Raw genomic sequence first — 15621 nt, forward strand, 5'->3', positions numbered from 1 at the left:
GCAATAAGCCTGCTTACCTCCCGTCGTACCCTTCGATCCGAATAACGGAAAAGTACTCCGCCGGTTTCATTGTGTGCGTTCGATCACACTGGCATTCGCAAATTCGGGTTTACATCTTTGCGTTTATCGACTTTCATCCTTCTTGTCGGCCGCCAGTAAAAATCAAAACCAGAAAGCACGAGGCGCAGTCGATAAGCAACGAATTAAATAACTTCTTCTCACGCCAATTGACAATGAGACGCCCGCCACGGGGCGGCGGACTTCTATTCGTCACGAAAAAATTTCTGTGCTAACGAAAGCGCTTTTTCAAATCGGGTGATGGCGTCACCCGTCACAATCTGGAGGGCATATGGCTGGCATTCATGGTGGTATCAGAGGGCTGAGTAACGTCAGCCGGTCGAGTATCAGCGGTGGGCGATTTGGCCGCATGTTTCGATGGCTGCCGGGCGAGACCTATTCGAAAGGCGACCTGACGCTTCTTGCCAAGAGCATGATTCAGGCGGAAACGGCCGTGATCATCGGGCCCGATGTCGACGTTCCGCCGGACATTGAAATACCGGCAGATCACAAGCCGCCGGCTGAAGGCCCCGATGTGATCCAGCCATTTCCTCAGGTAGGCGAGCATGCGGGTGATCTGCTCGACACCGTCTTCGGCTCGCCGGAGCCCGATGACGAAAATCCGTTTATTCCTGCGGGCTACACATACTTTGGTCAGTTCATCGATCATGATCTGACCTTCGATCCAAACAGCTCATTACAAAAGCAGAATGACCCGGATGGACTCGACGACTTCAGAACACCGCGCTTTGATCTGGATTCACTCTATGGACGTGGGCCCGACGACCAGCCCTATCTCTATCAGGATTCGCCAGAAAGCGGCGGTGGCATTCGCTTCAGGCTCGGCCGCACACCTGATGGCAGTGCTGACCGACCGGGAGAACTTCAGCGCAATATCGACGGACGCGCCCTGATTGGAGACCCGCGCAATGACGAGAACGCGATCATCTGTCAGTTGCAGGCGGTTTTTCTCAACTTTCATAACCGTGTGATCGATACGCTTGAACAGGTGCGCCCGCAACTGGCAGCCGATCACCATGCGTGCTTTGTCGAGGCGCAGCGCATCGTGCGATGGCACTATCAGTACATCGTCCTCAACGATTATCTGAGGCGAATCGTCGGCGATAAAACGTGGCATGAAGTGTTTCAGGGCGTCAACGCATCGGCTACGCATCCGCCGCATCCGCATCTGAAGTTCTATCGTCCCAAGAATGGCCAGGCCTACATGCCCGTGGAATTTTCTGTCGCGGCGTTCCGCTTCGGGCATTCGATGATACGGCCGAGCTATGCCTTGCGCCCGAACGACAGCACGGTGGGCGGCGATCCTGCGAAATCCTTCTCGAAAGCGTTTCATCGCATCCCGCTGTTCTCTTCCGACGGCACTACGCCTGCCACCAACCTGCACGGTTTTGCGCCGCTGCCGCCGAACTGGGAGATCGACTGGAACATGTTCTTCGCGAAGGGCGTGCTGCCAACCGAACTCGTCGAAGATGGAAAGCGCCAGGTCAAGCCCCAGGCGCAGGATCATGTGACGCAACCCGGCTACCGGATCGACACGAAGCTCGTCGACCCGCTCGCGATGCTTCCGCCTACGGTTGCGAAGAGCGGTAACGAGCCGGACGGCATTCCCGTTCTCGCTTACCGCAACCTGCTGCGCGGAAGCGCCTTTGAACTTCCGTCCGGGCAAAACGTTGCGCGCGCGCTCGAGTTGCCCGTGTTGCCGGAGGACAAACTCTGGGGCGATATCAACAGTGAGACGCTGAAAGATTCGAAGACGAACCCATTCGCGTATCGCGCGCCGCTCTGGTACTACGTGCTGAAAGAGGCGGAACTGACACGGGCGAGCGCGCAGTCTGGCGAAATCACAGACACACTGGGTGGTCATCATCTCGGACCGGTGGGTGGGCGCATCGTTTCGGAGGTCATTGTCGGCATCGCGCTGAACGATCACAGTTCGTATCTTTATCAGGACAGCACCTGGACGCCGGCTGACGAAGCGGCGCGTAGCGGCTTCGCGCCGGGCGAGCCGATTACCGACATGTATCAGCTTATCCACTGGACGACGGGCGGCACGATGAGCTTTCTGAACGCGAAGTGAGCCACGGATGGCGCGCGTGTAAGGAAAACTGACGTGCTGTCCGGACGCGCGATCAGATCGTGGAACCTGAGCAGGGACGCCTGCATTCGCAGGGGTCTCTGCAGGCGCTACGGTCGCGCAATAAATCGACAGGGTGAGCGATCGCGCGCGCCCGGACCGGCTATGTTGACGAGGGCATCGTGGCCACGCTGAACAGAAGAAAAGAGGAGTCCGACGCAAAGCCGTCTGGTATCGACTACGGTCCGGTGAGCCGCGCCATCGCATGGATCATGCCCTGGGTCTTTCTCGCCCTGAGGCGCGCGCTTATTCCTACGCTGTGCATCCTCGCGCTGGCCGTGCTCTTTTATCTCGTGCCCCAGAGTCAGGACGTGCTCATCGGGCTGGCGGAATATGTCGCGCAGGATGCGCTGATCGTATGGAACTGGACGGGTCTGGCGTCATACCTGGTCAGTTCGATCCTGGTTTCACTCGCCGTCTGGTATTGCGCACGGCTTCTGTGCACGGTGGAGGCGTGGCTCGGCATGCCAATGGCGTGGGAAGTCCACCACTTCGGAACGCGACAGGCGGAGCTTGGGGAGGCGCAGAAGATTCCCCGTGACGACGTGCGCGTGAGGAAAGCGATCAGGTGGATGCCTCGAGCGTATGGGGTGGGGACGCTCGCGACAACTGCAGGCGCACTGGCATTTGCGCATCTTGAGCCGCAGTGGCGCGCAAGCGCCGGCGTCCTGCTGGTGATAGTCATCCTCGGTGGGCCGCTGCTAGCGACGGTGGGTCTGTTGAGGCTTTTGAGGCATCGCGCAGCGCGGCCGGACAGGCGAGGGGAGAGGCAGTCCTTCTTCAGGTTTGGATCCATCGCGCAGGTGATCACGGGCTTCGCAGTGTATGCCTGTGCGTCATTCGCATTAGTCAGATCCAGCAGTGCGTGGCCGGTTGCCCTGCTTTGCGCAGTATGGGCGCTTCTCCCGGGCGTGCTGCTCTATCTGCTGGTCACGCGACGCGCGCTGGTCAGGTACCTGTTCTCATGGGACTTGCCCCAGGCGGACGACGGCCTGCACTTCACCGAGGTCATCGTTCAGGTTGTGGCGTTCGTTGTGCTTGGATTCGCCGCGCTCGCTGGCCTCGCCGCGGGTCCGACCGTGATTATCCGGGGGATCGGATCGGCAGCGACGGTGATGCTGTTTCTCGCCGCCGCTGTCTTTTTCTTTTGCGGCATACAACTCGTTCTGCGGTGGATCTCGCGCGCGGTGCCCGGGTTCACCTCACTTGTCGCAATCATCCTGTTTCTGATCGCAAGCTACTTCGGCCGCGAACCGCTTGGGAAGGAAACACTCGATCCACGCGATGCGCCAGCCATCGCCGGAAACGGCACTGTGACGCCGGGACCACGCATCATCGTGAATGCGTACGGTGGCGGTCTGCGAGCCGCGATCTTCACCGCGCAGGTGCTGGCGCTTGCCGACGATGCTTCATGCGGCGAGTTTGGCGAGCACATCCAGGCGATGAGCGGCGTATCAGGTGGCAGCCTGGGCATTGCGGTCTATCTGGCCGCGCGTCAGGAACTCAAACCGCTCAGGCTCTGGGAGGGATGCGTTGCCGGAAGCGATGCGCATCCCCTCAGCACACCGCTTACTGACGTGGTGACGGAAGCACTGGTGCAGGACCATCTCTCGCCGTCCATTGCGAGAATGCTGAGTGTGGACCTGTTGCCGCTGGTTCCACCGCAGCGGGGCATGGCGATGCTTGACAGCTGGAACGACGCGCTCGTCGGCGCGCTGAAGAACGCGCCGCCCGTAAGGGGAGACAAGGCTTACGCGCCGCGCGTCACGCTCGCGGTGCGCCTGGGGCAGCTGGGTGGCGCCATATTGCCGCCTCCCCGCGTGTACTTCAATACGACCGATGCGGATTCGGGCGCGCGGCGCTGGTTTTCGAATTTCTCGCCCAACGCTGAAAGCACAAGTGGCGGAAACGTGACGGCCTTGGAATGGTCCGGGGTGACCGTTGGCGAGGCCGTCCTCGATAGCGCACGTTTTCCCGTGATCTCGCCCGCGGGCGCATTTCCCCCTGACTACCAGCGAGAAAAGGTTCTTCCCCGCCGGCTGGTCGATGGAGGCTACGCCGACAATTCGGGCGCGCAGACGCTGCTTGATGAATCACGTTTATGGGACACCGGCAGTGCGCCGAAAGTCATGCTGGACATTAACGGCAATCCGCCGGAGGCCGCGGATGACCCTTACGTGACACGCGTGTGCCGGCACAAACAGCCGGCGCCGTCCCACGTGCCCACGTCGCTCCTGGCGTTGCTCAGTGCGCGCTCGGCACATGCGCTGGATGGGGTTGTGCGGTTGTCCAGGCAGATAGGCCTTTGCGCGCCTGGTGAAGCGTCGCAGGCATGTCTGCACCCGGTGCAGTTTGATCTCGAGAAGGTTTATGGCGTCGTGACGGCCGATGACCCGCATTGCGACGAAGTCAGGAACGCCCAGCTTGCGCCACTTGGCTGGTACACGAGTTCCGCGTCCTCTGTCATGCTCAGGCGATCGTCGGACATCACGGTTCAACAGGTTTGCGACCTCGCAGGAATTCGCAACTGTCGCGTGAGGTCGACCACGCAATGACCGGCGCACATCAGCCTTTGATCGGTAGCCGCATCGGGACGGTCACAGCGAACGGCCAGTTCGTGTAGCGGGCTGTGAATTGTCGCGTGACGCAGCAGGCGGTGCCAGGTGTCGCTTGTTGATGATCGGACATCCAGCTATCGCAGATCACGACTTGCGTGTGACCCAGGAGGTGTGGACATGGCGTACTGGAAAGCTGTCATTGCGCATCTGGTAAGGACATTACTCGCGATCTACTGCATGTCGTTCTGCGCTCATATTTTCGCAGGGGAGTGCGCCACCCCGTCACACCCGATCAAGGCAATCGGGGGCGATGTCGGCGCCGGAACGGCTGCGCTTGCGGGCGCAGCGATCGGCGCGCTTGCGGGTTTCGGCAGCGCGTGGATAAGAGAATGGTTCGAAAGCCGACGCAATCTTACCCGCCTTGCGGTAGAGCTGGCCGACCGGGACTTTGCGGACAAGTTGAAGCAGGCGGAGGGACGGGGTCAGCATGGGGCACTCCCTCCCATCGGCGCTTTTTATCACTATTACAACAATGTGCTGCAAGCCATCGCGACGAACAGATGCACTCCGGAATTTGTTCGACACAATGCGATTGCTCACGGAGACGTCGAGGAAGCGTTCAGATTCGCCAGGCGTCAATTCGAGGATCGCTTGAACGCGCATCTGGATGAACACGAGCGTAGTTCGCCCGAGGGGTAGGCTATCGCTTTATCTTCCGTTTGAATCTGGCCTGGATCTTCGGACTGGGAGGGGCGTATGCGTGTTGAGGTAAGTGGCTGGTTTTCCGACGAAGCTGGCCGTGTGCATCTCGGCTCGCATGGAAGCCGTCCGACATGACAAGCGTGCGGCCCGCGCAATCGCCTGATGGACTGCGGGTTGCTGTGGTCGCCCGAAGCTGGGAAATTCCCTTCGTTGTCGTGTCGCTACGTCGATCCTGCCCACTGCTGAGGCGGTCGCTTCGACGTTCAGGTGTCGGATGCGATCCGCCTCACGCGCGTTTGGCACGCCTGGCCGTGAAGAGATACTCGTCGTACAGGCCGTTAAGACTCGGACTGACCCAGATAAGCTGATGATCCTTATCGAGCTTGATCAGCTTGCGGTCCAGCGCGCGATGCAGGTCGACCCGCAAGGCAATCCCGTCTGAGGCCTTGTTATGCCCTTTGCGCCAATCGCGGCCAGGCAGATGTGCCGCATCCAGCAGATCGGCCGTTGTGCACTTGCTGACGACACACCGGTTGCCGTAGTGCGCCATCACGGCCCTATGAAACGCAGGCTGTTCCAGCCGCGCCTGAGCGATGCGAAAACGCTGCTCTGGTGTTCCCTTCGGTGTTGAATCAGCCATCGGCCGAAAGTACGAGTAGGTGACAGGGCCGTTCTGCTTCAGGATGCCGCGGAGTGTCTCGTGGGCGCCCGAGTTGCCCTTTATGTCAGTAATGAAGTAGAAGTGCGCTTTGTCCAGAATGAGGCAATTTCCGCCCGTCGCTGCAGGTATGGTGCCGCGGTAGCAACCGATGCAAACCAGTGATTTGTGAACGACCCAGTGCAGCACGAAGGCCTCGTCGGGTTCGATCTGGACGGGTAGTCCTGTCCAGTTGCCGTCGAGCCACTGATTCGGGTTGGACGCGTCAATGCGAAAGTTCGACTCAGACTGATGCTTTTTGTTTTTTGTGATCACTATATCGGCGCCGAGTCCGGTGATGATTTCAAGCAACCCGGCGACGGTAATGGGGCAGGGCTCGGGTAATTCGCGATTCTGCTCGCCCATGTCATGGATTGTGAATCCGAGTTTCTCGAACGCGTTATGCAAGGTCCCGTTTTTGCGACTGGGAAAATCGTCGGGTGTTAGAGGGGGATGGCCGGCCAGCTTAAGCGCGATAGCGGCGATCGCCTTGACCGGGTACAGTGCGCGACCGACTTTAACTTCGTAGCGTTGTCCGTTGCCGAAGCGGCCGTAACCAGATTCGCGCCGCCAGATTGCGGCGGCCTTCCTGACGTTTTCAACTGTCAGCAGACTCACTGGGATAGCCATAAAATCCTCTCTTTCCGTTAGCCAGACCGGGACTCAGGACGAGTCCCTGAAACGCACCCGTCAGGCGGCAACGGACTCACTGTATTTCACTCGACCAGCATTCGTGTGGTATTGCTCGCTGGGATTTTGACCATGGATCGTCGCGGCATGCATCTCGAGGAAAACATGGCCATTAAAAGCGGGCTCTGTCGTCCACATCCCGGAAGGGACCGTGTCTCCGCTGTGGATGGCCGCCCACGCAAAAAGGGCTGTTTTCGATACGTTGAACGACATCGACGGCAGATCGGGACCACGATATCGATCAAGCTTGACGGTAATGCCTTCGGCGCGGGCGATTGACGATATGCTTTGCATATCTTTTGCCGTACAGGGCCTGCCGCGCGGTACATACTTCAATTCGAGAAAGCAGATTGCTTCCCGTGCATTGCATATCACCACGTCCGGTCTGATGAGGCGTCCTTTGGGCAACTGTACGGTGGGCTCGACAAATATCCTCCGCGCAGAACGGGCTTCCTCGAATGCCGCTCTGAGGTTCGCGACGAGCAGAGCCTGAAGACTGCGCTCAGAATTGATATGGCCATTGCAGTAGTCAGTTTGCACAGTTCGCCGCCACGCCTGAATCAGGTGATCCGCCAGCTTAGCTCGTCGCGCCATTGATGCATTGTCCTGTAGGGTCAGTTTTCGCGTTGCTGTGCGCCCACGCGGCCCGCGAACACGGGAACAGCGACCGGTGATCATCTTCCTGAAATAACGGCAAAAGTCCGGTCGCCTTGAATGTCGTTCCAGATCTGATCGCCGACCGCGAGCTTCGGACTTTCAACGCTCGTCGCAACGCAGCTACTTGAGCCCGGGGTTGCGCGGTGTCTGCCGGCCTCCAGGCTGCTACGGGTGCGCGTCGATTGCAGCGTTTGAGATTGGGCGCGGCCACGAGTCGCTGTTGGATGTCGCGCCAGGATTACTGAAAACAAGGCGTGCCTCCTTCCGCGTGTGTGCACCGGGTAGTTCTGTATCAGGGAGCGCTGGCCGCCAGGCTTGCCGGGTTAAAGCTTGTCTACATTGGTGCCGATAACGCGTAAGCGAGTGCGCGGGCATCATGGCCGGCCGCGCGACTAGCCGGCGTCCTTTCCGGTAGCGACTACATCGAAGGGAACGTTTCGGTCGCTGGCCCGGATTTCGAAGGTGCGGACCGCTACATCTGCTTCTCGAGCAGCAGACGGCATGGGGCGACTCGCGGGCGTTGCAATCAGGCAAGCCGGAGGCCGTCCTCGCTCCGGCTCTTGCGAGCCTGAGTTCCGGATAGAAGGGCGTCGGCGATTAACATGCGAGCCACTGTCGGGAACGTTTGAGCTTTCCCCGGGTCCTGAGGAATATTTCGAACTGACTTCTGTGTGTGCTGCCGGTCGCAGCGTTTCAACTTTCAACAACCAGGGCAAGGCGCGAGACGGGATCCAGAATGAACGCGCTGACGCCAGCCAGCCACGCAATGAATATCATGACTCTTCGTTATCCAACTGTCGTATGCGCAGCCTGTCTTCTGGCCGGTTGTGTGAGCGTGCATGACACCCGTACCGCCGAACAGCAGAAGTCCGATCTGCACGCTGCGACAGACGCATTGGTGGGCACTTATGAAGTAGTCGACAGCCGTCGGAACGATCGTCACTTCACGAGCGTGGTAGTCCGGAAATCGGCAGGCGCCTACGGTCCGGACGTGACGATGATGGACGCGTCCTCCGGTTCTGCCGCATTGCGCGCCGGAAGGAAGTGTCGCGGCTACGTCGTGAGGGGGCGGTCATACGCATCCGTCATGTGCGACGCACCGGCCTACGGGATCAACTACTACAGTCTGGGATCAGTCACGGATCTGGACCGCACAGTCAGGGACGGTGGCGTCATCAAAGGATTCGCGGACATGCAGATCCCGATTGGCGATCTCCTTCTCGAATACTCCGAAGAGATGAGTGGCCGGTCACATTACCTCGTGCTGGCGAAGAAAGCTGCGCCCTAGAGGCCCGCGCCCGGGTCATTGCGCTTCCGGGCCGACCGGCCGGCCCCAGCCGTAGCGCGTCACACACCGTCGTCTGGCATAGTTGCGCGTCGATTCGGGCGTTATGACCAGGCGCGTGACATGGTGCCTGCATTCGCTGCGTGGGCGCCGTTCATTAAAATCGGGTACAACGATATAACAATCATGGGCCAACTAGAGGCAGTTGCGGCAGACAAGACATCGCTCGGCTTTGAATTCCAGGATCTGGTGTTTATCGAAAAGCTCCTGGAACTCAAGCCTGGCGAATCACTCGGGCTCGAAGTCTTTGACGATATCCACCTCGAGACAATAACCAGCAAGGTTCTCCTGTATCAGGTCAAGCATAGCCTGTGCGGCGGCAACGTTACGGACCGCGACTCTGACCTGTGGAAAACGCTCGCCAACTGGCTTAAAGCGTTACACGAATTGCCGCGGCACCGCGAGGTCGGCTTTCGGCTTTATACGAACAAGGCGCTGAACAGCCAGAAACTTGTCAGTCTGCTCAAGGCGCCCGGGAAAGACATCGAGGCGATCATCACACATATCCGTGAGACGCACGATGACATCGCTGCTACCGACGCGAAGAAAGCCCCCGATGCATCGCCTAATCCGATCGCAAGCCACGCCAGGACGCTGGCGCAGGCATCCGATATCGACCTGCGCTTTCTTTTTGAACGCTTCGAGTTCCATGCGGACAACAGCGGAATCCTTGCGCGTATCGACACGCTGCTGACCTACTTCTCGGTGCCGCCCAGCCGGCTTCCAGCGGCCCGCCACGCCTTGATCGGAGCCTTCAAGGAGTACAAGTTCAAGACCATCTGTGCGAAAGAAAAGGTCAACGTTTCCTTCGAAGATTTCCGCAACAGAATGGGGTTTGCGCTGATCCTTGCGGCCGCGAGGGCTGACGAAGCGAACTTTGAGGAGTTTGTGGATCGCCATTATGCATATCTTCGTCCGCAAGACCTGTCGTTTTTGAACAGCAGGTTCCAGGCGCAGCTCGCCGAGCTTGAAGTCACACGCGACGAAATCATCGATCGAGGCATTGAGATGAAGGTCGCCGAAGACTTCATCGAGGAATTGCGGGAGCGGGGGCTTTTTGGGCAAATCGAAAACCTCCGGCTGGAAAACAGTGCGCACAGCATCTGGACAGAGATCCACCGTGATACCCACCACGAGGCGCACGCCGATGAGGCTGCACATCGCAAGGCGGCCTATGCCTGCTACAAACAGACCATCAAGGAACCGCTGACTGCCAACCAGAATGCGCTGCCGATCGCTATGAGCCGGGGCAAATTCATCAGCCTGTCAGATCAGCCGAGAATCGGCTGGGTGAAGGATTGGGAAGCGAAATTCAAACCATGAATGCCCTGACCACTAACGAGCTGCTCGGTACCGTTGCGCTGCAGACGGCGCTGCAGCACGCACCGGACAGGCGACTGCCACTTTCCAAGGCGTTCCTCGTCCTGCCTCTGCTGTTCGACGGGAGTATTCGCGGCACGCTCAAGAACCGGCGCAGCGTCGTGGTGAGCAGCAAGGATCTGATCCTGTCGCGCCCTGAAGCCTTCACCGCGGTCGGCACACGCTTCAGCGATCTGTCTCTGACCTCACTGAACACTATCCTGCTTGCCTGCGAGATGGGCATGGCGCAACTGGTCGACGGTGACGTTGTGCTCGAGAAAGTCATTTTCGACGATAGCAGGCCGGCACGCATCGGCAAGACCGCCAGCGATATCATGGGCGCCGGTCCGCATCTCGCCACGCTACTGCGTGAACCCGCCGTTGATCTCTATCAAACCTTCCGGATTGCGCTGTGAGCAACATTCAGATATCAAACATTCTCCTGTGGCAAAAAGACCAGCAGCTGAGGAATCTCGAATTCCGGCACAACCACGTCAACGTCATTACGGGGGACGCCGGCAAGGGCAAATCGTCCATCCTCTTCATTATCGATTATTGCCTGCTGGCCAGCGAAACCAAGGGCATATCGAAGACCAATATCGACTCGAAGGTCGACTGGTACGGCGTAAGGCTGAGCATCGACGGCAAGGAACTGGTCATCGCGCGTCCCTCGGAGTCGCAACAGGACAGCGAGCGCGCCTACTTCAGTGAGGATGGAATCATCCCGGAGCGGCCGTCGCCCAATATCCGCATCGACAACCTCAAGCGGGTTCTCAACAAGGCTTTCGGGATCGATCCCGAGTTGAGGGTTCCCTACGGTGGCAAGTTCATCCAGGCGAACCAGAAGGTGTCGTTTCGCAACTTCCTGGCGCATTGCTATCAGGATCAGACGACGATCATCGCACCGGATTATCTGTACATCCGTCCGGGTGACGGACGATACCAGGAGGGGATCGAGCGGACCTTTCGCATGGCCATCGGTGCAGAGAACGTCAAGACGGCGCTCGCGCGCAGTCAACTGACTGAACTCGAGCGCAAGAAGGCTGCGCAGGCGAGAAAGCAGCAGGTTTATGACAAGACAGCCCACGCGTTCTCCGACGAGCTTGGGCAGCTCGGGCGGGACGCGACGACGTTCGGCCTGATCGACAGCTTCCCGGACAAGCCCACGGAACAGGTTACGGCACTGCGGCTGGCCCTTGACGCCGCCGACATCCTGCCGGCACAGATCGAGGCGGCGGACCGGATCGAAGCCGAGATTTTTGAACTGCGCGCGAAGAACCGCCGCCTGATGGCTTTCGTAGAAAGCGGAGACCACCATAAGGGAGCGCTGCGCAACATGGCCGATGCGCTGAAACCGGCCAGCCTGTTCGACGCGGACCCGGAGCAGGTGTTTCCTTCTTTCCTGGCCCACCAGGTGGTGTCGCGCCTCAGGATGGAACTGGACGAAATCCAGCAGGCCATCCGCAGCCGCGACACGTTCCCGTTCCTCAAGGAGGTGCAAACGCTGATCGATGAGAACGAGAAGCGCATCGTCGATCTGCGCGCCACACAGGCGGATTTACAGAACAGTCAGGCGATGCGCCAGAGTCCGCAGAGCTATCATCGGTATCTTGGCCGGCTCGAGTCGAAGCTTGAGCTCTATGCCAGAAGCGACGACCTGCGCCAGCCAGTCGTCGAGGACGACCTCGATGCGCCGATCCGTGAACTGCAGGCAGCGGTCGATGCTAACCGACAGAAGACCGCCCACACGAAGGAGGAACTCAACCGGCGCATCAATGCGCGGTTAACGCGTCTGAAGCTCAAGGGTTACGAGGGCTTTTCCGCGCATTTTGGCGAGCGGGACCGCTTGCTCACCTTGTACTCCCCGGATCTCTCGCAGACGGAGAAAATGCCGGACATCGGCAGCGCGTCGAACTATCTCTACCTGCACGTCGCCTATTTTCTGGCACTGCACGAAATCGCCCGACTTCAACGCGTGCCCTGGATGCCATCGTTTCTGGTGCTGGACCAGCCCAGCACGCCGTACTGGACCGACGGGAAGCCGACCGACGATATCCTGAGCCTGGACGTCGTGCTAAGGGAACTCAACGGTTTCGTCCAGGAAATGGACGCGCACGGTGGCTTTCAGATAATCGTGCTGGAACACATCGAAGAGACACATTGGACCGGCCTCGGGCTGGAGCGATTCCATCTGGTTGATCGCGAGCTGCGCGAGGGTTATGGACTGATCCTCAGCGGCCCCGCTGCGCCCGCCAGGGACTGATCGTTCGGGGTGGTCAGACCGATGAGTGGCGCCAGACTGTTCGCTGCGGATGCGACCGGCGCCAACTGCAGCTTCAATGGACCACTCCGGATTCGCCTTATGAGTTGGCATGAAACTCCCGGTGAAGCGGCTCAGGCGAGTGCGCACGTTCAAGGCGGACGCTGATGCCGCCGGACTCCCGCGACGCTTCTGGGGATCATCAGCCGGACTGTACAGGCCGTCGCCAGATGGCGCGGCACCTCTCACCGATGGACACCCCGACATTCACAGGCATGGCCCAGGATCAATTCACAACAGAAACGATAGACGTAGTCGACAGGGCCCAGCTGCGCCGGATCGAGGCAACGCATAACGGCTTTCTTTACCAGCACCTCTATTGCGTGGCATGTCTGCTCGCGGCTGATCAGATGGGCTGGACGCGCATGCGGGTGGAGGCGGACGAGGATCTCGAGCTGGAATTCGGCGGTCGCTACGTCTATGTGCAAGTCAAGTCGCGCTCGGACCTCATACAGTTTTCCGACATCGGATCAGCTCTGGATCGATTTGAACAGTACCGCGCTCTTCACGTTCCCGGAGGCAGGCCAGGGCGACCGGAGTTCGTGCTGGCCCTGAACCGGGATCCAGGACCGAAGCTGGGCAGGCGCGTCGCTGCTGGCGAATTCCCGAAGGACGTACGCTTCCTGCTGCCGGGTCAGACAATCGCGGGTCTCCCCCCGGTATGGGCGGACAACGAAGAGGCATTCCGCTGGTGTGTCGAAAGAGCGGAGAGGTTGCCCTTTGTCATGGTGGCGCCCGATGTACTTGTGCAAAGTCTGGCAGGCACCATGATGCGAATGGCTGCCGGCCAGGCTGAGTTTGCCCGGCACGAAATCGAAGTCGCGCACGCGGCCGGAATGCTCCGGCAGTTCGTGCAGCAGGTCCACGAATTCCCGGCTGCGCCACTAGACTACCGGCCACAGGATAACGAACCATCGCTCGCCGCCGATGTACCTGTCCGGCTGATCGTAGGCTTCTCTGGCGCAGGCAAAACGTCGTGGGCGGCGCAGGCCGCGCTGGCCGATGCGCAGCCACACGCGTATTTCGATATTGCGGACCTTCCCAGTTCATCCGTAGCACGTTCACTGGCAAGGGAGCTTGCTGCACGCTGGCTCAGCGATAGCCCACGCGGAAGGCAGGCTGTTGCAGGCGAAGCGCTGTCGGGCGTGGAGGCACTGCATCTGGTGAGCTCAATTCTGGAGGAACAAAACCAGTCGCACACGGTGGTGGTCGATAACGCACACCGGTTACAGATCGATGATGCGCGAGCGATTGTCGCGGGGCGGCAGAGCTTGCGGCTGGTCTTTCTGGCGCAGCCCACCGCGGAGCTGGGCCAACTGAGTTGCGCCCTGGACGTCGAGCCAGAAACGCTGCAGGGTTGGGGGGGCGACTCCATCGGCTACGAAGCTGCCGCGCAAGCATGCCCGGCAAGCGTGGCTACAGCCGTTCGCGTCCGGGCACTCACTGGCGGGCTCCCGCTCTATGTGCGCAGCGCCATCTCCGTCGCCAGGAACGAATACGGCTCGGATCTGGAGGCCTTCTGCGAGGCGTTCGAGGGCCAGTCGCTGAGCATCGATACGAGACAACGCACACTGCTGACAGTGGTTTTTAACGGGCTCGATTTACCGTCCAGGCAAGTTCTCGCATGCGCCAGCCTCTCCGACGTCCCACTCGCGGCCGAGGAAATTGCAGGTGTGGTAGTGGAGGCTTTCTCGCTTGACCGGCTGACGGTTGTGCGCAAACTTCGTTCGCTGCGGGCCCGCGGCCTGTTGCAGGCCTATGGAAGCCAGCGCAGCAAGGTGCATGACGCGATGCGGCCGATTGCGCTCGAACATCTGGTCGACGAACCCGAAGCCGGTCGACATGCCAGGGCCTGCCTGGTCAAACTGGTCGAGACGTCTCTCAGGGAAGACGGGGAAACGGAACGTTTCCCCCTGTTCGTCAGGCTGCTGATCGACCTTCGTGATGTGGCTACGCTGGCCGACCTGGGTACCGAAGAAGCATTTCACGAAGGCCCCGAATATCCGCAGGTGTGGTCGGTACTGGAGGAAGCCGCCAGTGACCTCACCTTGAGCGACGAAGTCCGGTTTGACTGCCTCGATGCGCTGTTGTACCACCGGCAGAAACATGGACCTCAGGAGGCCATAGCACCCCTGCTGGACCGGATGGAGGCGCTGATCGATGGCGGCCTGGAGGAGGATCGTCCGCGTCTCGTGTTCCTGCAAAAGAGCATGGTCTATTGGGCTGACCAGGGCAATGAATACCGGGTCACGGACATGCTCGCAAAAATGCAGGCGTTGCTGCCCGAGAAGGCATCGTATCGCCGGGTTCTAACGTACACTGCGGCGCTTGCGTTCTGGATGATGTCGAGACCGGAGGACGCCGAAAGATTGCTTGATGCACTGGTGCGTGAATATCTTGCCGCCCTGTCGATCGACGTCGTCGAACTCACGTCGAACCCGGATTCATATATGGCAAGGGTGCGAGCAGGCGGCGAATACGGAACCGATTGCAGGCATCTGGCAGACTGCTTTGACGTACTTGCCCGGGTTCTGGAAGAATTGGGGCGGGCACAACCCGCTTATCGGAAGTTTGCCGTTCGTCTCTTTGAGCTCTCAGGCTCATGGGACTCGGCCGCACGGGTCGGCATCGATCTCGTGTACCAGCACCTGGAGCGCAGTGAGCTTGCGCAGGCCTTGAAACTGGTCAGCGAAACGCTGCCCGAACTTGTGCGGGTTCATGATCTGTCACGTCACGTGATTCCGTTGCGCTTTCTTCATGCGCATGTATTGGGAAAAATGGGGCAGTTGGCTGCCGCGCGGGACGTGCTGAAGACCGCCGATCCCTTTGTCAGTTCCCTGCGCGATGACGAGCAGATGGAGGCCGTGCGGCTGACGGATTTTCTTCGATGACCGCATGCACTATGTAGCGTCCAACTGGAAGGGAAGGCCGCGTTCGCCGTCGACCCGGGTTCGACCGCCGGGCGATGCTCGCGAACGCGCCAGGCTGGACATCGGAACGTCAACAAAAAGCGGGCCGCTCGACTATAGCCCGCAGATCGTTGACACTTTGAAATCTTGCCGATGACCGGTTTCACCCGAC

The 15621-nt window shown here is 59.7% G+C and carries 10 protein-coding genes; 8 read left to right on the plus strand and 2 right to left on the minus strand.

Annotation, left to right across the window (positions count from 1 at the left end):
- Nucleotides 1–427: 427 nt before the first annotated feature.
- The 3 genes from QEN71_RS34830 (at nt 428) to QEN71_RS34840 (ending at nt 5469) form a co-directional block, all read left to right on the plus strand.
- Nucleotides 428–2155: a peroxidase family protein gene (locus QEN71_RS34830; RefSeq protein ID WP_201647968.1), complete on the plus strand. Its 1728-nt coding sequence runs from the start codon at nt 428–430 to the stop codon at nt 2153–2155.
- A 179-nt stretch (nt 2156–2334) separates the two neighbouring features.
- A complete protein-coding gene (locus QEN71_RS34835) occupies nt 2335–4767 on the plus strand; it encodes a hypothetical protein (RefSeq protein WP_201647970.1) in 2433 nt (810 codons plus the stop codon).
- A 180-nt stretch (nt 4768–4947) separates the two neighbouring features.
- Nucleotides 4948–5469 (plus strand): hypothetical protein, encoded by a 522-nt coding sequence (locus QEN71_RS34840; protein WP_201647972.1) that lies wholly within the window; start codon nt 4948–4950, stop codon nt 5467–5469.
- A 289-nt stretch (nt 5470–5758) separates the two neighbouring features.
- Here the strand turns inward: QEN71_RS34840 and QEN71_RS34845 are convergent, their stop codons facing one another.
- Complete coding sequence (locus QEN71_RS34845) at nt 5759–6799, minus strand: HNH endonuclease (RefSeq protein ID WP_201647974.1); 1041 nt, start codon at nt 6797–6799, stop codon at nt 5759–5761.
- 60 nt (nt 6800–6859) lie between these two features.
- Complete coding sequence (locus tag QEN71_RS34850; protein WP_201647976.1) at nt 6860–7453, minus strand: hypothetical protein; 594 nt, start codon at nt 7451–7453, stop codon at nt 6860–6862.
- A 799-nt stretch (nt 7454–8252) separates the two neighbouring features.
- Here QEN71_RS34850 and QEN71_RS34855 point away from each other — a divergent pair.
- The 5 genes from QEN71_RS34855 (at nt 8253) to QEN71_RS34875 (ending at nt 15431) form a co-directional block, all read left to right on the plus strand.
- Nucleotides 8253–8804, plus strand: a complete 552-nt coding sequence (locus QEN71_RS34855; protein WP_201647978.1) for a hypothetical protein — start codon at nt 8253–8255, stop codon at nt 8802–8804.
- Between the two features lie 183 nt (nt 8805–8987).
- Nucleotides 8988–10184, plus strand: coding sequence for a hypothetical protein (locus tag QEN71_RS34860; protein ID WP_233471654.1), 1197 nt, complete (start codon nt 8988–8990; stop codon nt 10182–10184).
- Nucleotides 10181–10636: a three component ABC system middle component gene (locus QEN71_RS34865; protein ID WP_201647979.1), complete on the plus strand. Its 456-nt coding sequence runs from the start codon at nt 10181–10183 to the stop codon at nt 10634–10636. Before QEN71_RS34860 ends, QEN71_RS34865 begins: the two co-directional genes overlap by 4 nt.
- Nucleotides 10633–12483: a DUF3732 domain-containing protein gene (locus QEN71_RS34870; RefSeq protein ID WP_201647981.1), complete on the plus strand. Its 1851-nt coding sequence runs from the start codon at nt 10633–10635 to the stop codon at nt 12481–12483. Before QEN71_RS34865 ends, QEN71_RS34870 begins: the two co-directional genes overlap by 4 nt.
- 164 nt (nt 12484–12647) lie before the next feature.
- Nucleotides 12648–15431, plus strand: coding sequence for an AAA family ATPase (locus tag QEN71_RS34875; RefSeq protein ID WP_201647983.1), 2784 nt, complete (start codon nt 12648–12650; stop codon nt 15429–15431).
- Nucleotides 15432–15621 lie beyond the last annotated feature (190 nt).

The organism is Paraburkholderia sabiae (assembly GCF_030412785.1).
In the GTDB taxonomy this organism is placed as follows: domain Bacteria; phylum Pseudomonadota; class Gammaproteobacteria; order Burkholderiales; family Burkholderiaceae; genus Paraburkholderia; species Paraburkholderia sabiae.